The organism is Dryocola sharpae, assembly GCF_051307055.1.
Lineage (GTDB): Bacteria > Pseudomonadota > Gammaproteobacteria > Enterobacterales > Enterobacteriaceae > Dryocola.
In genome coordinates this window covers 515,633-540,819 of the sequence record NZ_CP149994.1, presented here as the reverse complement: position 1 = coordinate 540,819, position 25,187 = coordinate 515,633, and the positions used below count along the sequence as shown (strand labels likewise).

At 55.0% G+C, this 25,187-nt stretch carries 22 protein-coding genes; 8 read left to right on the top strand and 14 right to left on the bottom strand.

What is annotated here, in order from left to right:
• Positions 1-205: 205 nt before the first annotated feature.
• Together WLO31_RS02595 and WLO31_RS02590 are read right to left on the bottom strand one after the other, a co-directional pair.
• Positions 206-958, bottom strand: coding sequence for a CDP-diacylglycerol diphosphatase (locus tag WLO31_RS02595; protein WP_435928968.1), 753 nt, complete (start codon positions 956-958; stop codon positions 206-208).
• A 244-nt stretch (positions 959-1,202) separates the two neighbouring features.
• Positions 1,203-2,123 carry a LysR family transcriptional regulator gene (locus WLO31_RS02590; protein WP_435928967.1) on the bottom strand — a complete coding sequence of 307 codons (921 nt, stop codon included), beginning with the start codon at positions 2,121-2,123 and terminating at the stop codon, positions 1,203-1,205.
• 130 nt (positions 2,124-2,253) lie between these two features.
• Here WLO31_RS02590 and WLO31_RS02585 point away from each other — a divergent pair, with 130 nt between their 5' ends.
• Complete coding sequence (locus WLO31_RS02585) at positions 2,254-4,035, top strand: adenine deaminase (protein ID WP_435928966.1); 1,782 nt, start codon at positions 2,254-2,256, stop codon at positions 4,033-4,035.
• 36 nt (positions 4,036-4,071) lie between these two features.
• Positions 4,072-5,415 carry an NCS2 family permease gene (locus tag WLO31_RS02580; protein ID WP_435928965.1) on the top strand — a complete coding sequence of 448 codons (1,344 nt, stop codon included), beginning with the start codon at positions 4,072-4,074 and terminating at the stop codon, positions 5,413-5,415.
• Positions 5,416-5,625: 210 nt separating this feature from the next.
• Here the strand turns inward: WLO31_RS02580 and WLO31_RS02575 are convergent, their stop codons facing one another.
• Entirely contained in the window at positions 5,626-6,795 is a 1,170-nt protein-coding gene (locus tag WLO31_RS02575) for a M20 aminoacylase family protein (RefSeq protein WP_435928964.1), read from the bottom strand.
• A complete protein-coding gene (locus tag WLO31_RS02570; protein ID WP_435928963.1) occupies positions 6,789-8,030 on the bottom strand; it encodes an MFS transporter in 1,242 nt (413 codons plus the stop codon). The genes WLO31_RS02575 and WLO31_RS02570 overlap by 7 nt, the downstream gene beginning before the upstream one ends.
• A 168-nt stretch (positions 8,031-8,198) precedes the next feature.
• Between WLO31_RS02570 and WLO31_RS02565 the strand changes: the two genes are divergently transcribed.
• Positions 8,199-9,137: a LysR family transcriptional regulator gene (locus tag WLO31_RS02565; protein ID WP_435928962.1), complete on the top strand. Its 939-nt coding sequence runs from the start codon at positions 8,199-8,201 to the stop codon at positions 9,135-9,137.
• 40 nt (positions 9,138-9,177) lie between these two features.
• Here the strand turns inward: WLO31_RS02565 and WLO31_RS02560 are convergent, their stop codons facing one another.
• Positions 9,178-9,405 (bottom strand): hypothetical protein, encoded by a 228-nt coding sequence (locus WLO31_RS02560; protein WP_435930699.1) that lies wholly within the window; start codon positions 9,403-9,405, stop codon positions 9,178-9,180.
• On the opposite strand from WLO31_RS02560, the gene fimW reads away from it, so the two are divergent.
• The 3 genes from fimW (at position 9,307) to fimZ (ending at position 12,230) form a co-directional block, all read left to right on the top strand.
• Positions 9,307-9,909, top strand: a complete 603-nt coding sequence (gene fimW, locus WLO31_RS02555) for a fimbria biosynthesis transcriptional regulator FimW (protein ID WP_435928961.1) — start codon at positions 9,307-9,309, stop codon at positions 9,907-9,909. The genes WLO31_RS02560 and fimW overlap by 99 nt on opposite strands.
• Before the next feature lie 345 nt (positions 9,910-10,254).
• Entirely contained in the window at positions 10,255-11,016 is a 762-nt protein-coding gene (locus WLO31_RS02550; protein WP_435928960.1) for a helix-turn-helix transcriptional regulator, read from the top strand.
• Between the two features lie 581 nt (positions 11,017-11,597).
• A complete protein-coding gene (fimZ, locus tag WLO31_RS02545) occupies positions 11,598-12,230 on the top strand; it encodes a fimbria biosynthesis transcriptional regulator FimZ (RefSeq protein ID WP_435928959.1) in 633 nt (210 codons plus the stop codon).
• A gap of 36 nt (positions 12,231-12,266) precedes the next feature.
• Here the strand turns inward: fimZ and sfmF are convergent, their stop codons facing one another.
• The 6 genes from sfmF to fimA all read right to left on the bottom strand — a co-directional run bounded on the left by sfmF (position 12,267) and on the right by fimA (position 18,360).
• Positions 12,267-12,800 (bottom strand): fimbria assembly protein, encoded by a 534-nt coding sequence (gene sfmF, locus WLO31_RS02540; RefSeq protein WP_435928958.1) that lies wholly within the window; start codon positions 12,798-12,800, stop codon positions 12,267-12,269.
• On the bottom strand, positions 12,793-13,797 hold the full coding sequence (gene fimH / locus WLO31_RS02535; protein ID WP_435928957.1) for a type 1 fimbria D-mannose specific adhesin FimH: 1,005 nt from the start codon (positions 13,795-13,797) through the stop codon (positions 12,793-12,795). Before fimH ends, sfmF begins: the two co-directional genes overlap by 8 nt.
• A gap of 27 nt (positions 13,798-13,824) precedes the next feature.
• Entirely contained in the window at positions 13,825-16,416 is a 2,592-nt protein-coding gene (locus WLO31_RS02530; protein WP_435928956.1) for a fimbrial biogenesis usher protein, read from the bottom strand.
• 34 nt (positions 16,417-16,450) lie between these two features.
• Positions 16,451-17,143 carry a type 1 fimbria chaperone FimC gene (gene fimC / locus WLO31_RS02525; RefSeq protein ID WP_435928955.1) on the bottom strand — a complete coding sequence of 231 codons (693 nt, stop codon included), beginning with the start codon at positions 17,141-17,143 and terminating at the stop codon, positions 16,451-16,453.
• Between the two features lie 35 nt (positions 17,144-17,178).
• A complete protein-coding gene (gene fimI / locus WLO31_RS02520; protein WP_435928954.1) occupies positions 17,179-17,724 on the bottom strand; it encodes a type 1 fimbrial protein subunit FimI in 546 nt (181 codons plus the stop codon).
• A 69-nt stretch (positions 17,725-17,793) separates the two neighbouring features.
• Complete coding sequence (fimA, locus tag WLO31_RS02515; RefSeq protein ID WP_435928953.1) at positions 17,794-18,360, bottom strand: type 1 fimbrial major subunit FimA; 567 nt, start codon at positions 18,358-18,360, stop codon at positions 17,794-17,796.
• Between the two features lie 374 nt (positions 18,361-18,734).
• Between fimA and nepI the strand changes: the two genes are divergently transcribed.
• Positions 18,735-19,919: a purine ribonucleoside efflux pump NepI gene (nepI, locus tag WLO31_RS02510; protein WP_435928952.1), complete on the top strand. Its 1,185-nt coding sequence runs from the start codon at positions 18,735-18,737 to the stop codon at positions 19,917-19,919.
• Positions 19,920-20,022: 103 nt separating this feature from the next.
• Here the strand turns inward: nepI and WLO31_RS02505 are convergent, their stop codons facing one another.
• From WLO31_RS02505 to WLO31_RS02495, 3 genes are read right to left on the bottom strand one after another with little or no spacing between them, the layout of a single operon-like run.
• Positions 20,023-21,369 (bottom strand): HEAT repeat domain-containing protein, encoded by a 1,347-nt coding sequence (locus WLO31_RS02505; protein WP_435928951.1) that lies wholly within the window; start codon positions 21,367-21,369, stop codon positions 20,023-20,025.
• Positions 21,370-21,396: 27 nt separating this feature from the next.
• Entirely contained in the window at positions 21,397-22,191 is a 795-nt protein-coding gene (locus tag WLO31_RS02500; RefSeq protein WP_435928950.1) for a nucleotidyltransferase domain-containing protein, read from the bottom strand.
• Positions 22,192-23,418, bottom strand: coding sequence for an RtcB family protein (locus WLO31_RS02495; protein WP_435928949.1), 1,227 nt, complete (start codon positions 23,416-23,418; stop codon positions 22,192-22,194).
• A 187-nt stretch (positions 23,419-23,605) separates the two neighbouring features.
• Between WLO31_RS02495 and rtcR the strand changes: the two genes are divergently transcribed.
• Entirely contained in the window at positions 23,606-25,186 is a 1,581-nt protein-coding gene (gene rtcR, locus WLO31_RS02490; RefSeq protein WP_435928948.1) for an RNA repair transcriptional activator RtcR, read from the top strand.
• The last annotated feature ends 1 nt before the right edge of the window (position 25,187 follow it).

Below are 25,187 nucleotides of genomic sequence, written 5' to 3'. Positions count from 1 at the left end.
ACCCACTCCGATTAAATAAAATCAAAATGATTATAATTAATCAAATTAGCAATAGACAGCGATCGCGGTCACAGAACAGCCAGAAGAGAAAAACCGCGCAGAAAAGCAGACGCACAAGGTGAACAGAAAAGCAGCAAAATGATTAAATTAAATCATTCTGCTGCCTGGCTTAAACAGGGAGAGGATCGTCACGGGCCGTTAAAAATCAGCGTCCTGACGCACAGCGGTAATCCAGGATCTCGCCCGCCGTTCCGAGATTGAAATCCGTTATTTTTAGCCGGTTAGCCAGCAAAACAATATCGCCCTGCCCGTTGGCGGCCACCGCCAGGCCATATTTCGCAATGTCATCGCCCTGCTGCTGAACATAGGCATGCAGCAGCTTAAAAGGATCCTGCTGCTCAAAGGCGCCGGCGGGCATCTTCATCGCCAGGTAATCATGCCCCTTCAGCTTTTCACCGAGCGGCTGCCAGCTATTGCCGATCCGCCCTTCCTGCCGGTTAAGCGCCTGGTAAACCTCAGGATAAAGACAGGCGAGATGGATATGCAGTTGATTTTGCGAGCGTCCGTACCAGGAATTGATCGCCAGGCCCAGGTATCGGTCGCTGATGGGTTTACCCGCCATCTGCTTCAGGCGACCGCGCTCCTGCCAGGCCTGGTAAAAGAAATTCGGCGCATCCGGCTGCTGAACCTCAGGACTCTCTATCCCGGTCATTTTTTCCGTCGGCATCAAAAGGTTATGCAAGGGGCCTTTGGCATCTTTAAATATGACAAAGCGCTTATCCAGATTAACCGCTAAACAAGGCGCGGGATCGTGGCGCTGCTGCTGACCGGGTACACACTGCTCGCTGACGATCTTCCACAGGGCATCGCTGTTGGCGCGGATAGATAACAGCCAGGCGGCAACGACCACCAGCAGGGCGATAAACAGAAATAGCAGGCCACGCAGGGTTTTCTTCATGAAAGGACGACTTCCTTGTTCGGTAAAAATTTATCAAAGTGGGATAAGCAAAGTGCCTGATTCCGGAGGGCCTTACGCTTAAGCCACTCATTGAGCGAATTCTCACTACGGTTAAATTCCGTTGTTAAACGCTCGGCCGTGAGCAATTCAGGCTCTTTTATTTCCATGGCGGCTTTCAGCTTAACAAATCTTTAAGACCGGCGTTACATTGCGGCTCAGCGTATAGCAGCTGGATACACGCCAATTAACGCTGCTGCAGTGCCCTGGCTATCAGCTGAAAGCACCCCTCAATCTGCGGCGGAAACGCCTGTTGCTTGCTGCGCATCAGGGCGATAGTGCGGCTCAGGGACGGCTGCTGGAGATGCGCCACCGTCAGCTCTTTGTCCTGCAGGTGCGTGGTGTAAAGCTGCGGCAAAATTGCGATAGCAAGGCGCGAGCGAACCAGCCCATAAAGCGTTTCGATAAAATCGACCTGATAGCGCGCCGTCATATTCAGGCGCTGGCTTTCCGCCATCGCGGCCACCAGACGGCTGGTATTTCCGGTGGAAAATACGCCAATATCGCGGCGGGAAAGGTGCCGCCACGGAATATGGCTGGACGTCGCCAGAGGATCCTCGCGGTGCATAACGGCCACAAACGGATCCTCCTGAAGCGGATGGATCTCAAGCGCGTCAGGAACGGAACTGTCCAGCGCGCCGATACCAAAATCCAGCTGTCCGCTCTCGATCCTGGCGATCAGCGCATCGTTAGTCCGATCGTGAAATTCAACGCGCAGGCGAGGAAAGTGCTGCGCCAGAAGCTGAGGAACCTGCGGAAACAGCAGGCTGCTTACCGAGGGCACAAGACCTATGCGCAAGGTGCCGTCGCCCCCCTCCTGCACGATGCGCTGCATATCATCAAACGACCGCTGCGCCGCGTACAGCACGCGCTCCGCATGGGGCAATATCGCCGCGCCCAGCTCGGTTAACGTCACTGCCGAAGCGGTACGATTCACCAGCCTGCCGCCCAGCACCGACTCAATCTGCCGCAGCGCGCTGCTCAGCGCCGGCTGGCTAATCGCCAGACGGCTCGCGGTATCGGTAAAATGGCGCAGTTTGGCCAGCGTCACAAAATACTGAATCTGTTTTAAGGAGAGCGCGGGCAGGCGCTGCCAGGGTTCGGCCATGGTGTCAGGGTTCCAGGGAAAACGTTTGCGACAGGATAAACGTTTCTTATCGGCCGATAAATTAAATCATCTGGGTAAACCCTGCCCGCCTGGAGTAGCCTGCCATTATTTCCTGCCGGACAGTAAAACGATGAACTCATATATATCCGCGGACCTGCGCCGCCGGACGGTGAAAGCGGCTTTGGGCGAAGCGCCTTTCGATCTGCTGCTGACCCGTGCAAATCTGATTGATATGGCGACGGGCGAGATCCGCCTTGTCGATATCGGCCTTGTTGGCTCGCTTATCGCCAGCGTCCACCCTTGCGGCAGCTGGAGCGAAGCCGCCGAAACTCACGATCTGGCAGGCGCTTATATCAGCCCCGGCCTGATAGATACCCATGTCCACGTTGAAAGCTCCCACCTGCCGCCTGCGCGCTACGCGGAAATCGTTGTGGCTCAGGGCACAACGACCATCTTCTGGGATCCGCACGAGCTGGCGAACGTGCTCGGCGTGGAAGGCGTACGCTACGCCGTTGAAGCGAGCCGCGGTTTACCGCTACGCGTGATCTGCGCCGCGCCGTCCAGCGTGCCTTCCACGCCGGGCCTGGAAATGTCCGGGGCTGATTTCGCGGGCAAAGAGATGGAGACCATGCTTGCATGGCCGGAAGTGGCGGGCGTTGCGGAAGTGATGGATATGCACGGCGTGCTGAACGGCAGCGAGCGCATGCTGGAAATACTCAACGCGGGGCTGAACAGCGGCAAGCTGATTGAGGGCCACGCGCGCGGCCTGAGCGGTGCGCAGCTTCAGGCTTATCTCGCCGCTGGCGTCACCTCCGACCATGAGCTGACCTCCGCCGCCGATGCGCTGGAAAAACTGCGCGCCGGGCTGACCATCGAAATCCGCGGCTCCCATCCTTATCTGCTGCCGGAGATCGTGGAGGCGCTCAACGCCCTGCCTCATCTCTCCTCGCAGGTTACGGTCTGCACGGACGACGTGCCGCCGGATATGCTGCTGGAAAAAGGCGGCATTATCGCCCTGCTGAATTTGCTGATTGCACACGGCATGAAGGCGACGGACGCGCTGCGCCTGGCGACGCTCAACGCCGCCATCCGCCTGCAGCGTAACGATTTAGGCCTGGTCGCCGCCGGGCGCACGGCGGACCTTGTGATATTCGATTCGCTCGAGAAATTACAGGCGAAAGCGGTCTACGTTGCCGGTCAGCACATGGCGCAAAACGGTAAGCTGCTCAAACCAGTCAACGCGCCGGACGTATTGCCTCCGCGCGATACCGTGCGTTTAAAACCGCTGAAGCCGGAAGACTTTAACCTCAACGTTCCCGTCACGCACGGCACCGCCACGCTGCGCCACATCAAGGGCGCTCGCTTTACCCAGTGGAACGAAACCACCGTCGATGTGCGCGACGGCAAAGTGCAGATCCCGGAAGGCTTCAGCCTGATTTGGGTGCAGCATCGTCACGGCCGTCATGAAGCTAAACCGCAGCTAGCGCTGCTGGAAGGCTGGGGCGAGCTGCACGGCGCGATTGCGACGACCTATTCTCACGACTCCCATAACCTGGTGGTGCTGGGGCGTGACCCGCAGGATATGGCCCTGGCGGCGAACACCTTAATCGCCAGCGGCGGCGGCATGGCGTTAAGCCAGAACGGTGAGATCCTCGCGCACGTTGCGATGCCAGTTGCCGGGATGCTCTCTGATTTACCCGCAGCGGAGCTTGCGCAGCAGTTCCACCAGCTGCGCGAACTCAGCAACAAAGTGGCCGACTGGGAGCCGCCGTACCGCGTATTCAAAGCTATTGAAGGCACCTGCCTTGCGTGTAACGCCGGGCCGCACCTGACCGATCTTGGACTGACGGACGGCACCACGCGCCAGCTTGTCGATCCGCTTATTGCCTGCCTGGAAACGCCGGCGAAATAACAACGCAACTTTGAGATAGCACAGGAGAGCCACACAATGGCCGAAAACTCAGTAAATCCAGCCGCTTCAGGGAGCTGGCTGGAGCGGCGCTTTCAGCTTTATTCGCGGCGCAGCAAGGTTAAAACCGAATGCCTCGCAGGCGTGACGGGCTTTCTTGCCGCCGCTTATCTGCTGGTAGTGATCCCCGGCCTGCTGGCCGTGGGCGGGATGGATAAAGGCGCTGTCACAACCGGCACCATTCTGGTCTTTGTCGCGGGCACCCTGCTGATGGCTTTTTACGGCAACCTGCCGTTTATCGTAGGGCCCGGCATCGGCGGTTCGGTGCTGGTTGGCGTTACGCTCGCCGGCAGCGAAGGCATTAGCTGGCAGATCGGCCTCGGCATCGCCTGCTGGTCCGGCATTCTCTTTTTCCTCCTCACCCGGCTCGGGCTGCGCGAGGTGGTTACCCGTTCGGTGCCGCAGTCCATCAAGCTTGGGCTAACGGCGTCCATCGGGCTGTTTGTCGCCGTGCTTGGTTTCCGTAACGCCGGTCTGGTGCTGGCGAACGCCAAAACCAACGCGCTGATGCTGGGTGATTTCACCGCGCCGGGCGCGCTTGTTGCGCTGTGCGGCCTGTTCCTCGCCATCGCGTTGCAGGCGCGGCGTGTTCCCGGTGCGATTCTCTGGGCTATCCTGTTCGCCACGCTTGTCGGCATTCCTTTTGGCGTCACGCACCTGCCGCAAAGCTTTATCGCTATGCCGCACTCCCTTGCGCCGGTGCTCGGCCACGTGGATATGGCTGGCGCGCTGAACATCGCCTTCCTGCCGTACCTGTTTGTGTTCTTCGCCTCTGAATTTTTCTCCACCATGGGCACCACGCTTGCCGTTGGCGGCGAAGCGGGCCTGCTGGACGAGCACGGCAATATGCCGCATATCAACCGTCCGTTTATGGTGGATTCCGTTGCTGCGGCGCTCGGCCCGTGGGTGGGGATACCCGCCGCCACGGCGCTGATCGAATCTTCCGCCGCCGCCGAAGCTGGCGGTAAAACCGGCCTGACCGCGCTGACCGCAGCCATCATGTTCCTGCTGATGCTGCTGTTCACGCCGGTTGCCCTGATGATCCCGAAAGCGGCCACCGCGCCTGCGCTGATCCTCATCGGCCTGAATATGTTCAGCGGGCTGCGCAAGGTGGATCTGGCGAACTTCACCGACGGCCTGCCGGTTCTGATGATGGTGATGATTACGCTGATCGCCAACAGCTTCGGCACCGGCATTGCGGGCGGCCTGCTGTTCTATATCATCATCAAGGTGATTGCCGGAAAGTGGCGCGAGATCCCGGCCGGGCTGTATCTGCTGGCGGTTCCGCTGGTGTATTACTTTGCGACCCTGGTACGGCATTGATTTCTCCGGCCTCAGCGGCGTTTGCGCGCACCTGAGGCGCCGGGAGTTCGTCGGATAACGAGCCGTCAATCACATACAGAAAAGGTTGCCAAGCCATAACCACCTCCAGCGGCGTTTTCCCTGAGTGTAGAAAACGCCGCGGCGGTAGCATTAGGCTAAAAGTCTTAAACAGTAGCCGAGGCTAAGCCTTATGTTCCGGCGGATGCGGGTTTAGCCGCGCAAAAACGCCCCGGCGAGCTTCACCCAATAGGTCGCGCCGGTAGAAATGCAGGCGTCGTTGAACTGATAGAGCGGATGGTGCACCGAGTAATCATCTTTGCCCGTGGCCGTTCCCAGCCAGAGGTAGCAGCCCGGCACCTCTTCGAGCATGAAGGAAAAATCTTCGCTGCCCATCATGCTTTTCACCTGCTGCGGATCGGCAACGTTATCCGCGCCGAACGCGTCGCGGGCGACCTGAAGCGCAAACTCGGTCTGGGCAGGATCGTTAATCGTAACCGGATAGCCAAAATCAACTTCGATGGAAGCCTTCACGCCAAAGCTTTCCGCCTGGGCATAAATAAGCGTCTGAATACGCTGCTTCACCGCTTCGCGCACTTCCGGCCTGAAGGTGCGCATATTCAGCTTCAGCACCGCGCTGTGCGGAATAATGTTGTGCGTGGTGCCGCTTTGCAGGCTGCCCACCGTCACCACGGCGGCGTCCTGCGGATCGACATTGCGCGAAACGATGGTTTGCAGCGCCATAACGATCGACGCGCCCGCAACGGTTGGATCGATACAGTGTTCAGGCATGGATCCGTGACCGCCCTTGCCTTCCAGCGTCACTGTCATGCTGTCTGAAGAGGCCATCAGCGCGCCGGGTTTAGTGACAATCTGCCCGGCCGGGATCAGCGGAAAGTTGTGCAGGCCGAAAACGGCATCGCAGGGGAACAGCTTAAACAGACCGTCGTCGATCATGCGTTTGGCGCCGCCGACTGACTCCTCGGACGGCTGGAAAATCAGGTGCAGCGTGCCGTTAAACGAGCGGTGCTCTGCCAGGTAACGCGCCGCGGAAAGCAGGATCGCGCAGTGCCCGTCATGGCCGCAGGCGTGCATTTTGCCTGCAACCGCGCTTGCCCACGGCAGGTCGGTTTGCTCCTGCATCGGCAGCGCGTCCATATCGGCGCGGATGCCAAGGCGCTTACCGCCGTCGCCCGCTTTTAAGGTACCGACCACGCCGGTGCCGCCCAGCCCGCGATGCACTTCGTAACCCCAGTCCGTCAGCAGTTCAGCAATGCGGTCGCTGGTGCGGAACTCTTCAAACCCCAACTCCGGGTGTTGATGGAAATCGCGACGGATAGCAATCATCTCATCTTCATGGTCGAGAATGTCTTTAATCAGCATAGGGTTTCCTTTTCATCATCGGATGCGTTCTTGCGCTCCCGCCAGGCAACCAGCGCCGCCAGCGAAACCGCCGAGCAAAACATCAGGTACCAGGCCGGGGCCATCGGCTGCCCGGTCGCTTTCAGCAGCCAGGTCACGTTAAACTGGGCAAACCCGCCAAACAGCGTGACGCCCACGGCGTAAACCAGAGCCATACCGGAGGCGCGTACTGCTTTAGGAAAGGCTTCCAGGATCAGCAGGAAAAAGGCCACCGCGCTGACGTTCGCCAGCACCTGATCGACGGCAATCAGGGCGATCGTCACGCCCAGCGGGAGACCATACAGAATAGTGGCAAAGATCGGCCAGATCAGCACAAAGGATGCTATCGCGCAGCCCAGCAGGATCGGCTTGCGCCTCGGCAGCCTGTCGGCCAGCTTGCCGCCAAAAAACGGCACCAGCAGCGTCAGCGCGGCGGCGGTCAGGCTCACCCAATAAGAGGTGCCGGCAGGCATATGCAGCGTGTTCACCATATACGCCGGCATGTAATAAATGATGATGTAAAAGGTCGTGGTGCTTTTCATCACCAGCAAAATTCCCAGCAGCAGCGCGCGGCGATGCTCACGCCAGAGGGTCAGCGCGGGGCTGGCACAGGCCGTGTCAGACGAAGCGCTGTGTGTTTCGGGAAGCTGCCTGCGGATGTAGAGGCCAATGGGCATAATCGCCAGGCCAAGGATAAAGGGCACGCGCCAGCCCCACGTATAGAGCGCCTCTTCGCTCAGATAATGGCTCAGCCCGGCGCCCATCGCCGCCCCCAACAGCGCCGCGCCGCCCTGGCTCGTCATCTGCCAGCTTACGCGTACGCCGCGACGCGATTTGCCTCCCGCCTCCATCAGCCAGGTGGTTGCCGCGCCAACCTCGCCGCCTGCGGAAAAGCCCTGCAGCAAACGCCCGGCAATCAGCACTATGGGAGCAAGAATTCCCACCTGGCTGTAGGTTGGCGCGAAAGCCACCATCATTACGCCCAGCGACATCAGGCTCAGGATCAGCGTCATCGCGGCTTTGCGGCCATGGCGATCGGCGTAGTGCCCTAATACCAGGCTTCCCAGCGGGCGCATAACAAAGCCGACGCCAAACGTCGCCACGGCCACCAGCGATTTAATACTGGTACGCTCCTCGCCAGCAGAAGCGAGATCCCGCGCAAGCGGCGGCGCTCTGAGTTCAACCCGGGCCGGGGCAAAGCTGACAGTCTCTTTCATGCTCACTTCCTTTTTGTTACGCGAATGTAAACAACGGGGCGGTAAATTCACTATCTGCATAAAAAAAGCACATCGCAATCATAAAAATTCGTTATGGCTTTGGTTATCAAATTTGTATTGTAAGAGAGCAAATTTTGCACCACGGCGGGGAAGCGATCGGGACATCGAATGAAAATAAAATTAAATCAATTAGATATTTTGTTAGAAGTTGCCGCCCAGGGCAGCATCGGCAAGGCCGCGAAGGCGCTGAATCTCACCCAGCCGGCCATTTCCAAAACTATTCAGGAGATGGAGGCGGAAATCGGCATGCCGATTCTGCAACGCTCGTCACGCGGCGTAACGTTAAATGAGTACGGGCAGGTGTTGCTGCGCCACGCGCGCGACATCGATCGTTCTTTACACCAGGCGCGGGACGAGCTCGACCATCTGCTCGGCAAGGCCATGCGCCAGCTGCGGGTAGGGTTTACCGCCGCCGCCTCATATGGGCCCTTCACCAGCACGATGATTCAGTATCAGGCCCGCTTTCCGGGAGTGAAGCTGGTGGCGATGGAGGGACGCCTGCAGCAGATCCACCACGCGCTCGAAAACCAGCGGCTGGATATTGCGGTGATCACCGCCGGCTGCGACATTACGACATCCGGCATGTATTACGAAGCGCTGTACGCGCTCAGCAATACCATTATCGCCTCAGAGCAGCATCCCATCACCCACACCACCTCGTTGAAAAATCTGATCAATTATCCCTGGCTGGACTGGGACGAACCCGGCGAGCATTCGATTCTGGCGCAGGTTTTCCGCCGCTATAATCTGCCGCTGCCGCAAAATATCGTTCACTGTTCATCGCCGTGGATTATGGCGCGCATGATGCAACAGGCGGACATGGTGAGCATGTGGACCTCGGTGCGCCTGCGTTTTCCAGAATACAACATCAATCTTCGGCCGCTGGCCCTGCGCGAAGTGCTGCCCGCCACCAGCATCGGCATCCTCTGTCCGAACGTTGGCCGCCTCTCTACCGCGGGCAGTACGTTTATGGAAATGCTGAGGATCAATTCAAGGGACTGGCTGCGGGAAAACGACGCGCTGGAAATGGTCGTGCGCGGCGCCTGATTATATTAAGCATATGTCCTGAGCATATTTTGCGCTATTTTTAAGCGGCCAGGAAATCACCTGGCGATAACTCATCCTTGCCGACTGATGAATTAAGTCGGCGGGCGTTCAGACGCTTGTTTATTTTTACTATGATCCTTTCCTGGTTTATTTTGCAAAGAGGATCTTCATGCTTACCCTTGCCATAAAAGAAAAAAACAGCCACTTCGTTCATGGCCTTAAAATAATTATTGCGCAAATATGCGACCGTCGGCATGAGGCTTTTCATATTTTACCTGCAGAGCATCATGACGTAGCCGATATTGTTTTTGTCTCGCTGGAAGATGACTGGGTAAGCGCCGGCTGTTATAAAATACCTCACGCCACAAAAACGCAGCGCATCATTCTTATCTGCCGCAGGGCAGAACATGAAAAACTGATGTTTCGCCCCTGTCTGTATATGCTGCCGGTCATTTTTCGCGAAGATGAGATTGACGAGATAGCCAGAAAAATCACGCGCTGGATGGACCCGAACCGACGCGGGAAAAACACGCGTGCGGTGCCTTTAAGCATTTGTAAATACTGTACAACACGCCATTTTACCGTTCCCGAACGCGCGCTGCTTAAGCATATTGCCTGCGGATATTCTCTGGAAGAGGCGGCCCATCTGATGAATATTGATGAGCCGCTAGCCCGACAGCATCGTCAGGCCATCATGAAAAAGTTACGTATCAGCAATCAACACGGTTTAATAACGTTCATAAAAATGAACCTGGCTTTTTTGCTTGATTAGCTATTGCCCGGCCACGCAGGAAAAATTACCCGTTTCTCATTCAGGCGATGGCGTTCGCATAATAACCCGATGGATTAAGAATTTTCCAGGCCAGGCTTAAGTTAAGCCTAATATCTAACGATATATCCTGCTGTCAGAATAACGTCAGTACGGCATAATCAGCAGCTGCGCTACGTTCGGTTTCTGCTTATCGCCTTCGCTTTCCCGACAAAACTGCGCCGCAGGCCATTACCGTTAGCGACAAATAATTATGAATAGTTCTGTTAATAACGCATTATTTATTAGCACGCTGACAGCCAGCGGAGCATTTTTTATCCGCCAGGAGAATGCTGCCCCGGTTTGCCAGTGAGTGAACATGTGTATTTAACCACGCGTAAAAGAAGGCCTCGCCGCATCAGTAAGGAGGGGCCGGTTCGCCCCGGATGCCCGGGCATACCGGTGATCTTCGATCGCCTTGAATATCTGCAGCAGCAAAGTCGCGCGCTGCGTCGGCAACAGCCGGTGGATATGCTGCTCATCAGCAACGACATATATCTTTCGCTTGCGCTCACGCAGTATCTTTTTAAACGCACCCGCACCCACATCTGCTCAACGCCGGAAGAAGCCGCGACTTTTTTTGCGCAGACGCCGCTGCCGCGCATTGTTATCGATCTGGACTGTATAGCGATTCCCGTCCTCCAGGTGCTTGCCGCCATTCGCCTGTGGCATAAAGAAAGACCCGGCATCAGCATCACTCTGCTCACCGCCAGCCGCAGCCCGGCAGTTTCCTGTTTTATTGTTGCGGCCGCGGCATGTCGGGTTATCGAAAGGCGGCTGGACGTCAGAATATTGTCATATTTATTGATGCTACAGCCTTGCTCCCCGGCGCCTGTTCAGGCTAACTATACGCGCAAAAACGACGCCTTCTCCTTGCGTGAATGGAACATACTTATGGAAGTTGCCAGGGGACATTCCCTGAAGGCGATCGCGGCCTCCCTGAAGTGGTCATATCACTCAGTGATCTATACGCTGGGCCGCGTATCGGCTCGTATTGGGCTGAATAACAGGAAGGCACTCATTCATTTACTGCATGAATTGTCTGTCGTACCGACTGAGAGAAACAATTAAGGCTGGCTTACTGACCTTGCGTTGAAAGTTAAGAAATTACTTATTTTGCATGTTTCATAATTGTTAAAATAGAGCAGTTCATTAACAGTTATAACTATTCCTGGATCGATAAATCCCCCTCGCCGCCTCGCCTGGCAAGGAAAAGGGGCTGCTTTCAGCCTTGTAGAACTTAACAAACAATACACATTTACTATTTCGTACTATTTTTAATACTTAAAATAAACTTTTACTTTCATAAGATTACTGAATGCAGAAACATCCCCTGAATAAAAAAAGGTATTTCGCGTGGAGCAGAACTAAATAGTAGCAGGCCAGCCTGACGCTAATAGCAGTCTTTCTCTCCTATAATATGAATGTATAATCAGCCCACCGAATTCACTTATAAACGCCAGGCTTATAAATATATCGGCAGTTGCCTCATCCTCATCACTAATCATAAATACAGACACAATGGAATATTTAATTTCAAAAGGAGAACCTGCACACCTGTTTAACCTCTTAGCCTGTTAACATTTCATAAATATCGCTATCCGTGACCCTGCGTCATCGCGATGTTTCCTCAAACAATCCGAGGTAAAAAAATGAAACCTGCATCCGTAATTATCATGGACGAACACCCTATTGTCCGAATGTCGATAGAAGTATTACTCCAGAAAAATAAAGCTATCAGCGTCGTGCTGAAAACCGATGACGGCCGGGAAGTGGTCGACTACATGCGCGTTCACCCCGTCGATCTCGTTATCCTTGATATTGAGCTGCCCGGCGTAGATGGCTTTACTTTACTTAAAAGAATCAAAGCTATACAGGAAGATACCAAAATACTCTTTCTGTCATCTAAATCAGAAAGGTTCTATGCGGGGCGAGCGATTCAGGCGGGTGCGAACGGCTTTGTCAGCAAGCGGAAAGAACAGGAGGATATATTTAAAGCGGTGGAAATGCTGCTCTCCGGATACTCATTCTTTCCTTCTGATACCCTGCATTTCATCAGCCAGTCCAGCGCGCGCAAAGGCGCCGTGGATGATATGCCGCTCTCTAATAGAGAGGTTACCGTATTACGCTATCTGGCGAACGGATTATCCAATAAAGAAATTGCAAAGCAGCTTCTGTTAAGCAACAAAACGATCAGCGCGCACAAGGCAAATATATTTTCCAAGCTCCATGTTACCTCTATTGTTGAACTTATCGACTATGCGCGAGTGAAAGAATTATTATAAGAGCACCTTCATCTGTTTAGTCCAGATAGTGAATGCTCAGTAATAATTAATCATAAAGGTGGCGTCGGCATCGGCCTTTCCCGGCTGCGGGTTATCCGTCAGCGCTTTATAATTGGCAAAAAAAGTTAGCGCTGCATCACCATTAGCATCCACTGCTACATCCTGGCTGGCCTGGTCCAGGGGCAGCCGGGTTTTATCTTTATCGCGCAGCTCCACCGCGACGTTAGTGGCGCTGCTGGTATCATTGAGCGCCAGCAGCGTCGGATCCCCGTCGGCCTTCTTACCTGAAAAAGTAATCGACGCCGATCCCGGCGGGCAGCCGTTAAGCTTTAGCGTAAAAGGGATGCTTTGTGTGGTGCTTCCCGCGGTTCGCAGCTGCTTAGTGGGCCAGCTGCCAAGCTGAACGGTTTTGTTATCGTCGCCCGTTGCCACATAGCAGCTGTAATCCACCACGTTCCCGCGCAGCTCGATATTTATTTCGCCCAGCGGCGAAGCCGCACGCGCGGCGCCCGCAGCCAGCCCTACAGACAGCGATATCGCCAGAACGCTACTTTTACGAATATTAGTCATAGTCCACCCTTAAATATCCCCGCGAGGTAAACGGGCCTTCCGCAGGCTTATTCCCCGTCACGCTCACCGGCCAGGCGCGGATATCAACCCTTGAAGCAGCGGCATCATCCAGGCGGAAATTAATCTTGCTGCTCAGCGTGTTGGGCGTAAGCGGGGCTCCCGTTCCATCGGCCAGAATAAAGCCAAGGTCGCTGTTGTCGGAAACCATCATATTGCCGTCGATCTTTTCCGCCTCCAGGCGCAGCGAGAGATAAGCCTGCGCGTCCACATTCGTACACTTAATGCCGATAGTTTTGCTTTGTGGCGTAACGCCCGCCGGACGATTCCCCGCTCCGGCCTGGCTAAACAGCGCCGCGCCGATATCGCCAAAATCAAACTCGACGATTTGCCCGGCGTTGATCTCGCAGGTTTGCGGAACCTCCACCTTGCCGCTGTAGCTGATGGTATAAACCGGCGTGGTCAGCGGGTCGGTATTGCGCGTGGTGACATAGACCGTAAACATGGTCTGTTTGGGGATCGGCACCATATTGATAAAGCGCTTCATCACCTTAAGCCGGAAGACCAGGTTCGAGTCCTTAACCGGAAAAGGCTGCCCTTTGGAAACGTTCGGGTGGCTTCCCATCTGAATGTAGTCGCGGGGTGGATAAAAGACGCCAGAGTAGCTGTCGGTAATCTTCATCCCACCATTAAGATAGTCGTTTATTTTCAGGTATTTGTAACCATCCAGCGTTTCCTGAACCGGCAGCGTAGTAACATAACTACGCATGGTTGTGTTACCGCTGGTTCCCGATGGGCAAGTGGCGTTAACGCCGACCCATTGCGATTTCTCCGCCAGCGTCACAATCTGTCCGGCCTGGTTGTTCGCGCTGGTAAAGACGTTCGAAAGATCGTATGAAACTTCCGTCGGCACGCCGTTTGAATTGGCGCAAACCGTGGCGTAAGCCGGGGCCGCGCAGGCCAACAGCACGGCACCGGCAAGATAACTCTTCGCTTTCATTTCAGATTCCTGAGCCATACGGCTTCGCTATGAACAGGTGGCGCCAGCCACCACGACAGCCTGTTTTAAGCTCTTCTCCGGCAGTGAATAAGGCGCAAAACAGTGCGATCCTTTGCCGTCGCCCCATTGAATAAGCAGCTTCCCTTCCAGCGGCAGGCCGCTTAAATAGATTTGCCCGTCATCGCCCACCATGCTGGTCGCGCCGCTGCCCTCTTCGCGCACCACCGAACCGAACGGCACCGCACGGCCGCCGCGTTTCACGGTGATAATCGCCCGCACGCCAATGCGCGCAGTAAACGCCGCCCGTACCAGCGCGCCCTGCGTTGGCACCACGCTGCTGACGTTGTTTTCAATATCGGTATGGTTATCCATCGAATTGGTATCCAGCGCGATACGGTTGTAGCGATAGACCGTGGCGTAAGGCATTACCGCATAGCCCCGCCAGTCGGTTTTCACTCCGGTCTGGTTCTCTATGCTGACGCCGGACGCGCCGGGCGCTTTAATCAATACGTTCGTGTCGCCAAGCGGCTGGCTGAAGGTAATGCCGTCGGCATGCCCTACCACGCCGCCGGAAGCCTGCCAGTTAAGCTCATGCTGATGGCGGTCGTAGTTGTAGCCCAGCCCCAGCGTGCCGTAAGTCGCCTGCCAGTTGGCACTGGCGCTGCCGCCGTAGCCGTTTGAGCTGCTGCGGCCCTGGGTCACGCTGTAGCTGAGGTTGCGGCCCTCAAGCAGCGTGCCGCCAACGCCGGTTTGTACCGTACTTTGTCCGTCGGCATTTTTGCTGGCGTTAAAAGTGGTCCAGGCGCGATCGATGGCTTTATCCCGCGAATAGCCGTGGCCCAGCAGCGTGCTGAACGGCACGGAAAGGTTAAACGCCACGATGCGGTCGCTGTCCGCAAGCCCGACAGATTTGCTCCAGGAAGCGGAAACTGAGTAGCCGATCCCGCGCCAGCCGCTGGCATAGCCCGCCTGATACCAGGTGTTATCCTCGTCCGTACCCCAGTAAGTTTGCTGGCTGCCGGAAACGTACAGCGAGCCGTAATCGCCGAGCGCCTGGGAAATATTGATCTGAAAACGCCCGCGCTTGCTGTAGCGCAGGTTGTGGTAGCTTTGCGGCGTCTGCACCTTGTGGTGCGTGCCGTCATCCTCTGGCCCGTATTCATAACCTTCTATATTTTTGTAGGCCACTTCATCAAGCGTGTAGAACCCGCGCGTGGAATAGCGATAGCCAAGAAGCTGGAAATTGGTGCCGTAGGAACTCAGGGATTTGGCGTACAGGAAACGCAGCGACTGGCCCTGATGCTCGCTGTCATCGGCCAGTTTGCTGCGCGCGTGGGTCATATCCATGGAGATCGCGCCCCACTCGCCTAGATTTTTCCCAAGCCCCAGCGCCGCAGAGGTATAGCGCTCCGCAAGCTGGGTTCCGCCGTAAACGGTATAGCCCTGCGGCAGGCCCGCAATCAGCGTGCCCTGGGTAAAGAACGGCTTATCCTGCTGGCTATTACCGCTGCGAAAATCCCCGGCGACCAGGTCATATTTCAGTCGCCCTTCACGCTGCAGCAGCGGCACGGTGGAATACGGCACGGTGTATTTTTGCTGGCTGCCGTCCTTCTCTTCCAGCGTGACTTCAAGGTCGCCGCTTGAAGAGGTCGGGTTTAAATCGCTGATAGCGAATGCGCCCGGCGTGACATAGCTTTGATAAATGACGAAGCCGTTCTGGCGAATGGTCACTTTGGCGTTGGTCCGGGCGATGCCGCGCACCGTTGGCGCGTAGCCCTGCAGGCTGTCCGGATACATGCTGTCCGATGAGTAAAGGCGCGCGCCGCGAAAGCCAAGGCTGTCGAACACGTCGGTGCCGGTGTTGCTGTCGCCCATCACCAGCTCGCCCTTCAGCGGAATAATAGCCCGCTGCGCGTAAGTGCTGATATTCTTCCAGGCCTGGGTGTTATAGCCGTCGCCTCGGGTGTAGCTCCATGCGCCGTTGTTACGCAGCCGCCACGGCCCATAGTTCAGGCCGCTTTGCAGGCTGAGGTAATAGCTGTCGTCATTGCTGCTGCGGTTGCCGGTAAACGAGTAGTTCACCAGCGCCGCCGGAATGCCTTCATCCCACTGGTCGGGCGGAATATAACCACGGGCGCTGTTCAGCAGCGAGGCCTGCGGCAGGCTGATATCCAGGCGCAGCCTGGCAAAATCAAACGCTATTTCCGCGCCGGGAATCGCTTCGGTCACCGGTACGCATTCACCCGGTTTATATTTTGCCAGCTCAGGATAAGCGAGCATATTCAGCCCCAGGCGTTTAAGCCAGTCCGCGTCCAGGCAGGGCGCAAGGCCGCCGGATTTAACCGCGTTTCCCGGCCGGGCTTTATCCGCCTCAGCAAATGAAAGATCTTCGGTCGCGATAAACTCATCGTTGCGCCAGATATCCACGCGATACTCGCCCGGCGCCTGGTGATTGCCTTTTTCAAAACGCGACAAGTCCGCCACGGAGGCGGCGTCTGCGGATAAAAACGCCGGATTAAAATAGCTTTCGGCAAGGCTTATGCCCGGCCAGAGCGTCGCCATCGCCCACGCTGCCAGCGGAGCGAGCGTAAACGCCTGATGCGTGACTGACTTTTTCATCGTCTTCCTGCTTCCCGATTGCTGCCACGCCGCATCACTGCATGACGCCGGGCTGGACCGGCGTCACCGCGCCGTAATCATTTACGGTCTGGTAAGAGATACGCCCTGACAGATTTGCAGGCACGACAACCTTCGCCACGCTCTTCGGGGCGACCATGGTATTAGGCAGCTTCTCGTTGCCGACTTTCAGGTTGACCGTGGAAATATAATAAGGCGAAGGGTTATGCAGGCTAAGGTAGCTTCCGCTGCGGGAAAAACGCAGCTGCCGGGGCGCTTCTTCTGGCTGCATCTGGAGATTTTTCGGCCGTACGAATAATTTAATGCGCGACAAAATAGCCAGCTGCAGCACGTTATTATTTTCAACGGTATTTTTATCCACCGCCGGAATAGCCTTCACGTTCATCCAGAAAATGGATTCACGGTCGGCAGGCAACGGCTGGCCCGCATAGATAATGCGCAGGGTGTTTTCGCTTTTTGGTTCGCTGACAAACAGCGGCGGCGTAACGATAAAACTTTTATCTTTTTCACCGCGATTATTTTCCACCCACGAATTGACCAGATAACGCTCTCTGGTATCGCTATTGGTCACAGACAGGGAAGTCTGCTTCGCATCGGCGGGATAAATAACACGCGTGGCGCCAAGGCCAATTCCTCCGGCCGCCTGAGCAGAAAAATTTATTAACAAGCATAGCGCTGCAGCTACGCCTGATTTAAATAAAGTATTCATCACGACAGATACCATTAATTGTGAATAATTTCGGCTCAGGGATAAACCAGCGTGAACCAGACTTGAGAATGAATATTTCCCGGCAGGAGATGTTCAGCAACCGAGCGGTAGCGGGCGGTAAAATGTAAAGTCACCTCCCGGCTTTTAATGCTGGAAAAATAAGCCGGCCAGGTATTGGGAATAATAAGCTGCTGTTCGCTGTCGAACAGGGCAAGCCCGATACCGGTGCTGGCGTTATCGCCATTAACGCTGGTCGAAGCCAGAAATACCTGCGGATCTTCTACGGGCGTTGCCCCCTGGAAAGCGATGCCCACATGGGCGGATACCTCGGGAAGGCAGCCGGTCAGGCGGATGGCGAACGGAATACTGACAGGCGCGTAGCTGCCCACTCCCTTAAAGAGCGAGCTGCGGTACTGCCCCATCCGCACGGTCATCTCTTCATTTTCAGGCGCGACGGCGCAGGTGCCGTTAACCAGCATTCCCCGCATATGGACCCTGCCGCCCTCAATCACAACGACCCGCTTCGCCAGTACCGGGCTTCCCGCTATCAATAACAGGAGGAGGAGAATTTTCCTTTTCATGCTCGCCTTCTCAGGATTAACGTGGAATCCGCCTCTTCCCTGAGGCCTGCGCATCCTTGCGCCTGTCGATTACTCGTATTTCATGACGAAGGTGGCGTCCGCGTTGGCCTTACCCGCAGTTGCGGTAGCAGCCGTTGCCTTATAACGCGCGGTAAACGGCAGGGTATTGACCCCGTCCGTCAGGTTGTGGGCGGTAGAGAAAGTCGCGCCATCCGGGGGCAGCGCTTTGGAAGCCTGATCGAGGATCTGGATGCCCACGCCTGTCGCGGTGGTGCTGTTATCGCCAGAGCTAACCGCCAGCAGGGTAGGATCGGTCGCATCAGCCTGACCGGAGAAAGCGGCAGCCGCGGTAGCCGCTACGGTGCTGTCACAGTCGTTGAGCACGATGGTGAAAGGGATTTGCGCAGAGGTATCCCCGGCCTTGGTGAAAGCAGCGGTACGATACTGGCCCAGGTTTACAATCTGGCCATCTGACTTCGTGCTTACCGAGCAAGCCGCGTTAACCAAATCACCCTGAAAGTGAATGGTGCCGCCGTTAACGGTAACCGGCGTCGGAGCTGGATCTTCCGCATAAGCCGAACCGCTTAATAAGGCGATGCCGGCAACCAAAGAAGACGCAATTCTGGAGAATTTCATAAGTATTCCTTCAAATATTAAAACACACATCCGAATGTTATTGCCTGTATATATCACTATTTATTAATAATCTTTATCGCCGGACAGCATCCACCGGCCTGATTAACAGGCCAGCGCTCTCCGGTAATGTTCAGCGACAGAGATATTAATTAAATATTTAATACGCCACTGGCGACAGGGATAAATTAATAGAAGCGCGGGGCGAATAATACCCGTCAAAACTTTATCTGGCCTAAGCCACGTCTTAATAACCTCTAAGAAATCGCGTGAATATCCCGGGCCTGCGCTGAACAAAGTTGTCAAAACGTTAAATATGTCACAATCGCGGTGTTACACTGTGCGGCTTTATGGCAAAAGCTTTTCTGGTGACGAAATTGAGTGAACATATTGAAGAAAAAATCCAGCCGGGAGCGGTAACCCGCCCCAACTGGTCGGCAGTGTTTGCCGTGGCGTTTTGCGTCGCCTGCCTGATTACCGTGGAATTTTTACCGGTGAGCCTGCTGACGCCGATGGCGCAGGAGCTGGGTATTTCAGAAGGCGTGGCCGGGCAGTCGGTCACCGTGACGGCGTTTGTCGCGATGTTTGCCAGCCTGTTTATCACCAGCGTCATCCGTACAGCCGACAGACGCTACGTCGTTTTCCTGTTCGCCGTGCTGCTCACCCTCTCCTGCCTGCTGGTCTCTTTTGCGAATAACTTCACGCTGCTGCTGTTGGGACGAGCCTGCCTGGGCCTTGCGCTGGGCGGCTTCTGGGCGATGTCCGCCTCGCTGACCATGCGTCTGGTTCCGGCCAGAACGGTGCCGAAAGCGCTGTCGGTTATCTTTGGCGCGGTCTCTGTCGCGCTGGTTATCGCCGCGCCGCTGGGAAGTTTTCTGGGCGGGATTATCGGCTGGCGCAACGTGTTTAACGGCGCGGCGCTGATGGGCGTGGTGTGTATTCTTTGGGTGTGGAAAGCGCTGCCGTCGCTGCCGGGCGAATCCAACCGCCACAAACAGAATATGTTCGGCCTGCTTAAGCGCCCCGGCGTACTGGCTGGCATGGCGGCTATCTTTATGGCCTTCGCCGGGCAGTTCGCGTTCTTCACCTACATCCGTCCGGTGTATATGACGCTGGCAGGTTTTGACGTCGACGGCCTCACGCTGGTGCTGCTGAGCTTTGGCGTCGCAAGCTTTGTGGGCACGTCCCTTTCGGCCGTGTTCCTGAAGCGTTCGCTAAAGCTCGCGCTGGCCGTGGCGCCTTTGGTGCTGGCGCTGAGCGCTTTAACGCTGGTGCTGTGGGGCGCGGACAAAATTGTCGCCTCCGGTATCGCTATCATATGGGGCTTCGCTTTCGCGCTGATACCGGTCGGCTGGTCCACGTGGATCACCCGCTCGCTTGCCGATCAGGCTGAAAAAGCGGGATCTATTCAGGTGGCGGTCATTCAGCTTGCGAATACCTGCGGCGCCGCAGTCGGCGGCTACGCGCTGGACAACCTCGGTCTGCTGTCGCCGCTGGTGCTGTCCGGCTGCCTGATGCTGCTGACGGCGCTGCTGGTGGCGACGAAGGTACGGGTTAAATAAACGTGCGTCAGGTGGCGCGTTGCTTATCCGACCTGCAAGCCAGGTTCTACCAGGGCGATAAGCATCAGCGCCATCCGCTAAAAACTCAGCAAATGGCGCTAAATCACGCCAGTAACTGCATCAAAAACAACCTGTCTCTGAAAATCAATTCAGGATGCATTTCCAGTAGAGCCAGCAGTTGGCTTTTTTGAGACTGGCTGGGCTTTAGCGAGAGGCCACAGCTTCTTTTCTCCCAGGCAGCTATAGCTTCTTGTATGTATTGACTCTCCATATCTTTCTTAGCAGTCAGCAAAAAGATCAGGCTGTCCCACAGGCTCAGGCGATTAGCCAAAGCATAATAAAGGCCGGGATGTTTACTACCCGAGGCTGCCGCCAGGCTTTGCTGGATCTCACCAGGCGAAATATAAAGCTTCAGCTTCACTATCTGCCGCATAGCGATTTTCGCCGTGGAATACGTTGGATGAACTAAAGCCTCCAGTAAATACTCACGAGCGTCCTCTTGCAGGTTCCGGACTAACACATGCAATGCCGTTCTGTACAGACGTGGCTGCTTCAAATCCCGGCAGGTTAAAGCAAGCGCCACTGCTCCGCTGTACTTTTGCTCGTCTAACCCCATAAGCGCCGCGCCTCTGTCAGCCGCCTTGCGGGAAAGATCGTTAAATACGCTTCGGTAATATTCGACTGGCGATATCCCGCTCGCATCAAGCAATCTTGCGGCACGCTTCCTTACCAGTTCATTTCGATCGATTAGCAAAGGCATGAGTTGTACAGGAGAAATAATCCGCTTCTCATCAATAATATATTGAAGCGTAAGCTGTTTCACAGGCGCATAGCTGTCTTTTAATAAATAGGACAGGGTTTCCGGAGTGAGCCGTTCCGGATGCAGAAACAAGGCTCTGGCCCCCATAAATCTGACCAGAACATCGTCATGCCGGCTTATTTTCTGAAAAATTACATCGACAGAAAAACATTTCTGCTCAAGCAAAATGCGCAAAGCTGCCCGGGAAACTTCTTTCTCTTTTGCAGCCAGCCCGTTTACCAGCTGATTAAGGTTCTCCGGCAGGGTTAAAAAATGGACGATCTCATCCACCAGCTTCTGATGATCGTCTCGCCCACCGCTTAACAGAGCAAAGAAATTGGGTAAACAGCCTACCAATAAATGCGCATCCTGGGGATTCATAAACTGCTGAAGGCTCATGCGCGCGGCTCTTCTCACTTGCATAACCCAATCATTTGCCCTTTCAATCAAGACCGGCAAAGCCGCCCCTTTGCGCATGAAGCCCAGGCAAAGCACCGCGCGCTCTCTGATACGTCCGTTGTAATGCCGGGTTAACTGTTCAAGTCGTTTTGCCGGATCTGGATCAGGTTTTTGATCGAACCAATCATCCCGGTTCGAGGGCTCCGCCATAAGCTTTTCTAGCTGACGCAGTAAAAAATATTCCATCGACATAAATTCCCTCTCATTCACCTGTTTGGCTTACCCCATCACCGTTCTGAACAGCAGCGCATCCAGTTCATCGGTGTTTCTTTTCCGGCTATCAGCAAGCAGCATGCGGTCGCTATCTGCTGCCAGCTCTTGTGTTATGAAGTCATGAAGCAACGGCCTACGCGGCCCGTATTTTGCCTCTCCTGCATTTTGTTTTGCCTCAAGCAGCTCCTTTATTTCATTCAGTAACAAAGGGTCCTGAACCGTGCCTTCAACCAACCTGTCAAAACGCACCGGAGGCATGCCCTTACCGGCTTCCAGCCACTGCACCGCCAGTAAAGGCCGCAGGACATAGAAATATTTTTTGAGCCTCACCTCATCGCCCTGCAAATAACCACGAAAGTTTTTTCGCGCCATAGAGAAATAGTGCCAGCGCGATTTCTGCGCAGAGAACCACTCCGGCACCAGCGCCCGCAGGACATCCATTATTTCGCTATCTTGTTCATAAACCACCGGCGAACCGAGCCACTCCAGCAGCGTGGGGTTTGCGCCTTTTAATAATCCCAGCGCTTTGCGCCATTCCCAGCCGCAAACGTCCAGTTCACTGTCTACAGGTACTTCAATGACGTCCCGCTGCGGCTCAACCCGCAGATACCATTCCGGGGCGTGGACATAAATAAAGCGCACGTCGTAATCACTGTCCGGTGAAGCGAAGCCCCAGCTCCGACTGCCCGATTCGCAGGCGTAGAGTACTCGTACGCCATAGCGTTTTTCTATGTCACGCAAAACCAGATGGACCCGTTCACGCATGGCGGCGTCTACGCCGTTCAATCCCGTTTTCATCATTTATCCTTTTACACACACCACCTGGCGCAGAGTGTGAACAATTTCCACCAGCGAAGACTGGGCCGCCATTACCGCATCAATGTCTTTATAAGCCATTGGTATTTCATCGATCACATCGCTGTCTTTACGGCATTCAACATGCGCCGTCGCACGAATTTGATCTTCCACGCTAAAGCGCTTTTTCGCTGCTGTTCTGCTCATGGCACGGCCCGCACCGTGGCTGCACGAACAGAAGCTTTCTTTATTACCCAGTCCGCGCACGATAAAGCTTTTCGCGCCCATTGAGCCGGGAATGATCCCCATCTGGCCAGATTGTGCCGATACCGCACCCTTGCGGGTTACCAGCACCGATTCACCAAAATGCGTCTCCTGCTGCACATAGTTGTGATGACAGTTAACCGCTTCTTGATGAGTAATAAACGGCTTCGTGATGATGCGCGAAAGCGCTGCCAGAGTTCGTGCCATCATTACTTCACGGTTATGACGAGCAAAGTCCTGCGCCCAGCCAACCGCTTCCATGTAATCCTCAAAATGGCGGCTCCCTTCCTCAAAGTAGGCAAGATTACGATCCGGCAGATTAGCGATATGCTGCTGCATATCTTTCTGGGCCAGCGCGATAAATAACGAGCCGATGGCGTTTCCTACCCCACGCGAACCGCTGTGGAGCATCACCCAAACCTGCTGCGCTTCATCCAGGCAAACTTCAATGAAATGGTTACCGGTGCCCAGGGTGCCAAGGTGTTGATGGTTATTAGTTTTCAGCAACTGCGGGTATTTGTCCGTCAGGCGCTTAAAGCGCGGAGCCAGCGCAGCCCAATGCTGATCCACTTCCGGCGGCGTGTTTTCCCATGCGCCACGATCTCTTCTGGAGCGCGTCGATGTACGGCCGTGCGGCACGGCTTGTTCAATAGCGCTTCGCAGGCCCGCCAGGTTATCCGGCAGATCGCTTGCCGCCAGAGAGGTACGCACGGCAATCATGCCGCAGCCGATATCGACGCCCACAGCCGCTGGGATAATGGCGCCACGGGTTGGAATAACGCTGCCAATGGTCGAACCTTTCCCCAAATGTACATCCGGCATCACCGCCAGGTGTTTAAAAATAAAGGGCATTTTCGCAGTATTCAGAAGCTGTTCCCGCGCTTCAGGTTCAACCGGAACACCCTGGGTCCACATTTTTATCGGCGCGCTATTAGCTTGCTCCATCAGCTGATACATTTCGTTTTTCATCAACGTTCTCGCTCTGTTAGTTCCTGTAACGGATATTGCGAAAGGCATGCCAGGAAAGCTCCGCCGTACTTAAAAATATTTAATGCTTTGAAAAATAATAATTAATAATTATTTCTCGAGATATAGCCATTAAACGTCCGCCCAGATATCTTATCTCATAGGATAGATAGTTATCTTTGGAGATAAGATGAAACATAACGTCGTCATCGGCATGCTTGGCACCACCCTTGATAAACGAGGAAAACGTGAAAACCGCTGGACGAAGTGGCGCCCTACGGTAGGTCTGTGCCAGCAAAAAGAGCTAGTGGTCGATCGGATTGAGCTTTTGCATCAACCCAAAGATAAAGGAATGGCTTTGCAGGTTGCCGAGGATATCGCAAAGGTTTCCCCGGCAACAAAGGTTGTACCGCATGAGATTGAGCTGCGCGATCCGTGGGATTTTGAAGTGGTTTACAACACGCTGCTCGATTTTACCAGCCGCTACCCTTTCGACACCGAACGCGAAGAATATCTGGTGCATATCACAACCGGTACGCACGTGGCGCAGATATGCTGGTTCTTACTGACGGAAGCGCACTATCTCCCGGCCAGACTGCTGCAAACGGCACCGGGTGAAAAGGCCGATCGCCCTTCCCCGCAAGGGATCTATTCGATAATCGATCTGGATTTAAGCCGTTATGCCACGCTTACCAGCCGCTTCCAGCGGGAGCAGCAACACTCGGTCTCCTTTCTGAAAGCGGGTATAGAAACCCGCAATAAAACCTTTAATGCCTTAATCGATCAGATAGAACGAGTAGCCCTGCGTTCGGACGCTCCTGTTTTACTGACTGGCCCCACCGGCGCAGGAAAATCCTTTCTGGCGCGGCGGATTTATGAACTGCGTGAATCAAAGCATCTGGTTAACGGGCGTTTTGTCTCGGTAAACTGTGCCACCTTGCGCGGTGATAACGCCATGTCGACATTGTTCGGCCATGTGAAGGGCGCTTTCACGGGCGCGCTACAGCCACGGGCTGGCTTACTGAGGGAAGCCGACGGCGGCGTCTTGTTCCTGGATGAAATAGCCGAACTGGGACTGGACGAACAGGCCATGCTGCTAAAAGCCATTGAGGAGAAAAATTTTTTCCCCTTTGGCTCCGACAAAGAGGTCAGCAGCGATTTCCAGCTTATTGCCGGTACGCACCGCAATATGCAGAAATGGATTGCCGAAGGACGCTTTCGTGAAGACCTGTATGCTCGCATCAACATGTGGACGTTCCGCTTGCCGGGCCTTGCAGAGCGTCGTGAAGACATCGAACCCAATATCGATTATGAACTCCAACGCTTTGCCAGCAATAAGAAGACCCAGATTCGCTTCGATAAAGAAGCCCGCGCGCTTTACATTACCTTTGCCCTTTCCATACAAGCGGCCTGGCGTGGAAATTTTCGGGAGCTGAGCGCATCAATTGCTCGCATGGCCACGCTTGCTGAACAAGGACGCATTTCAACAATGCTTGTTGAAGAAGAGATAGCACGGTTGAAATCCAACTGGCAGCATCAGCAACCGATCTCGTCCTTCAATGCCGTTCCTGAAAATATCGATCTCTTTGAAAAGCGGCAGCTGGAGACAGTGATTGAAGTTTGCCGCAACGCTGTTTCGCTTTCGGAAGCGGGCCGTCAGCTTTTCGCCGTTTCCCGTATGCAGAAGAAAAAACCCAACGACGCGGACAGATTACGTAAATATCTGGCGCGGTTTGGGTTGAGCTGGGAGGCGTTGAAAAACCAGCAATAAC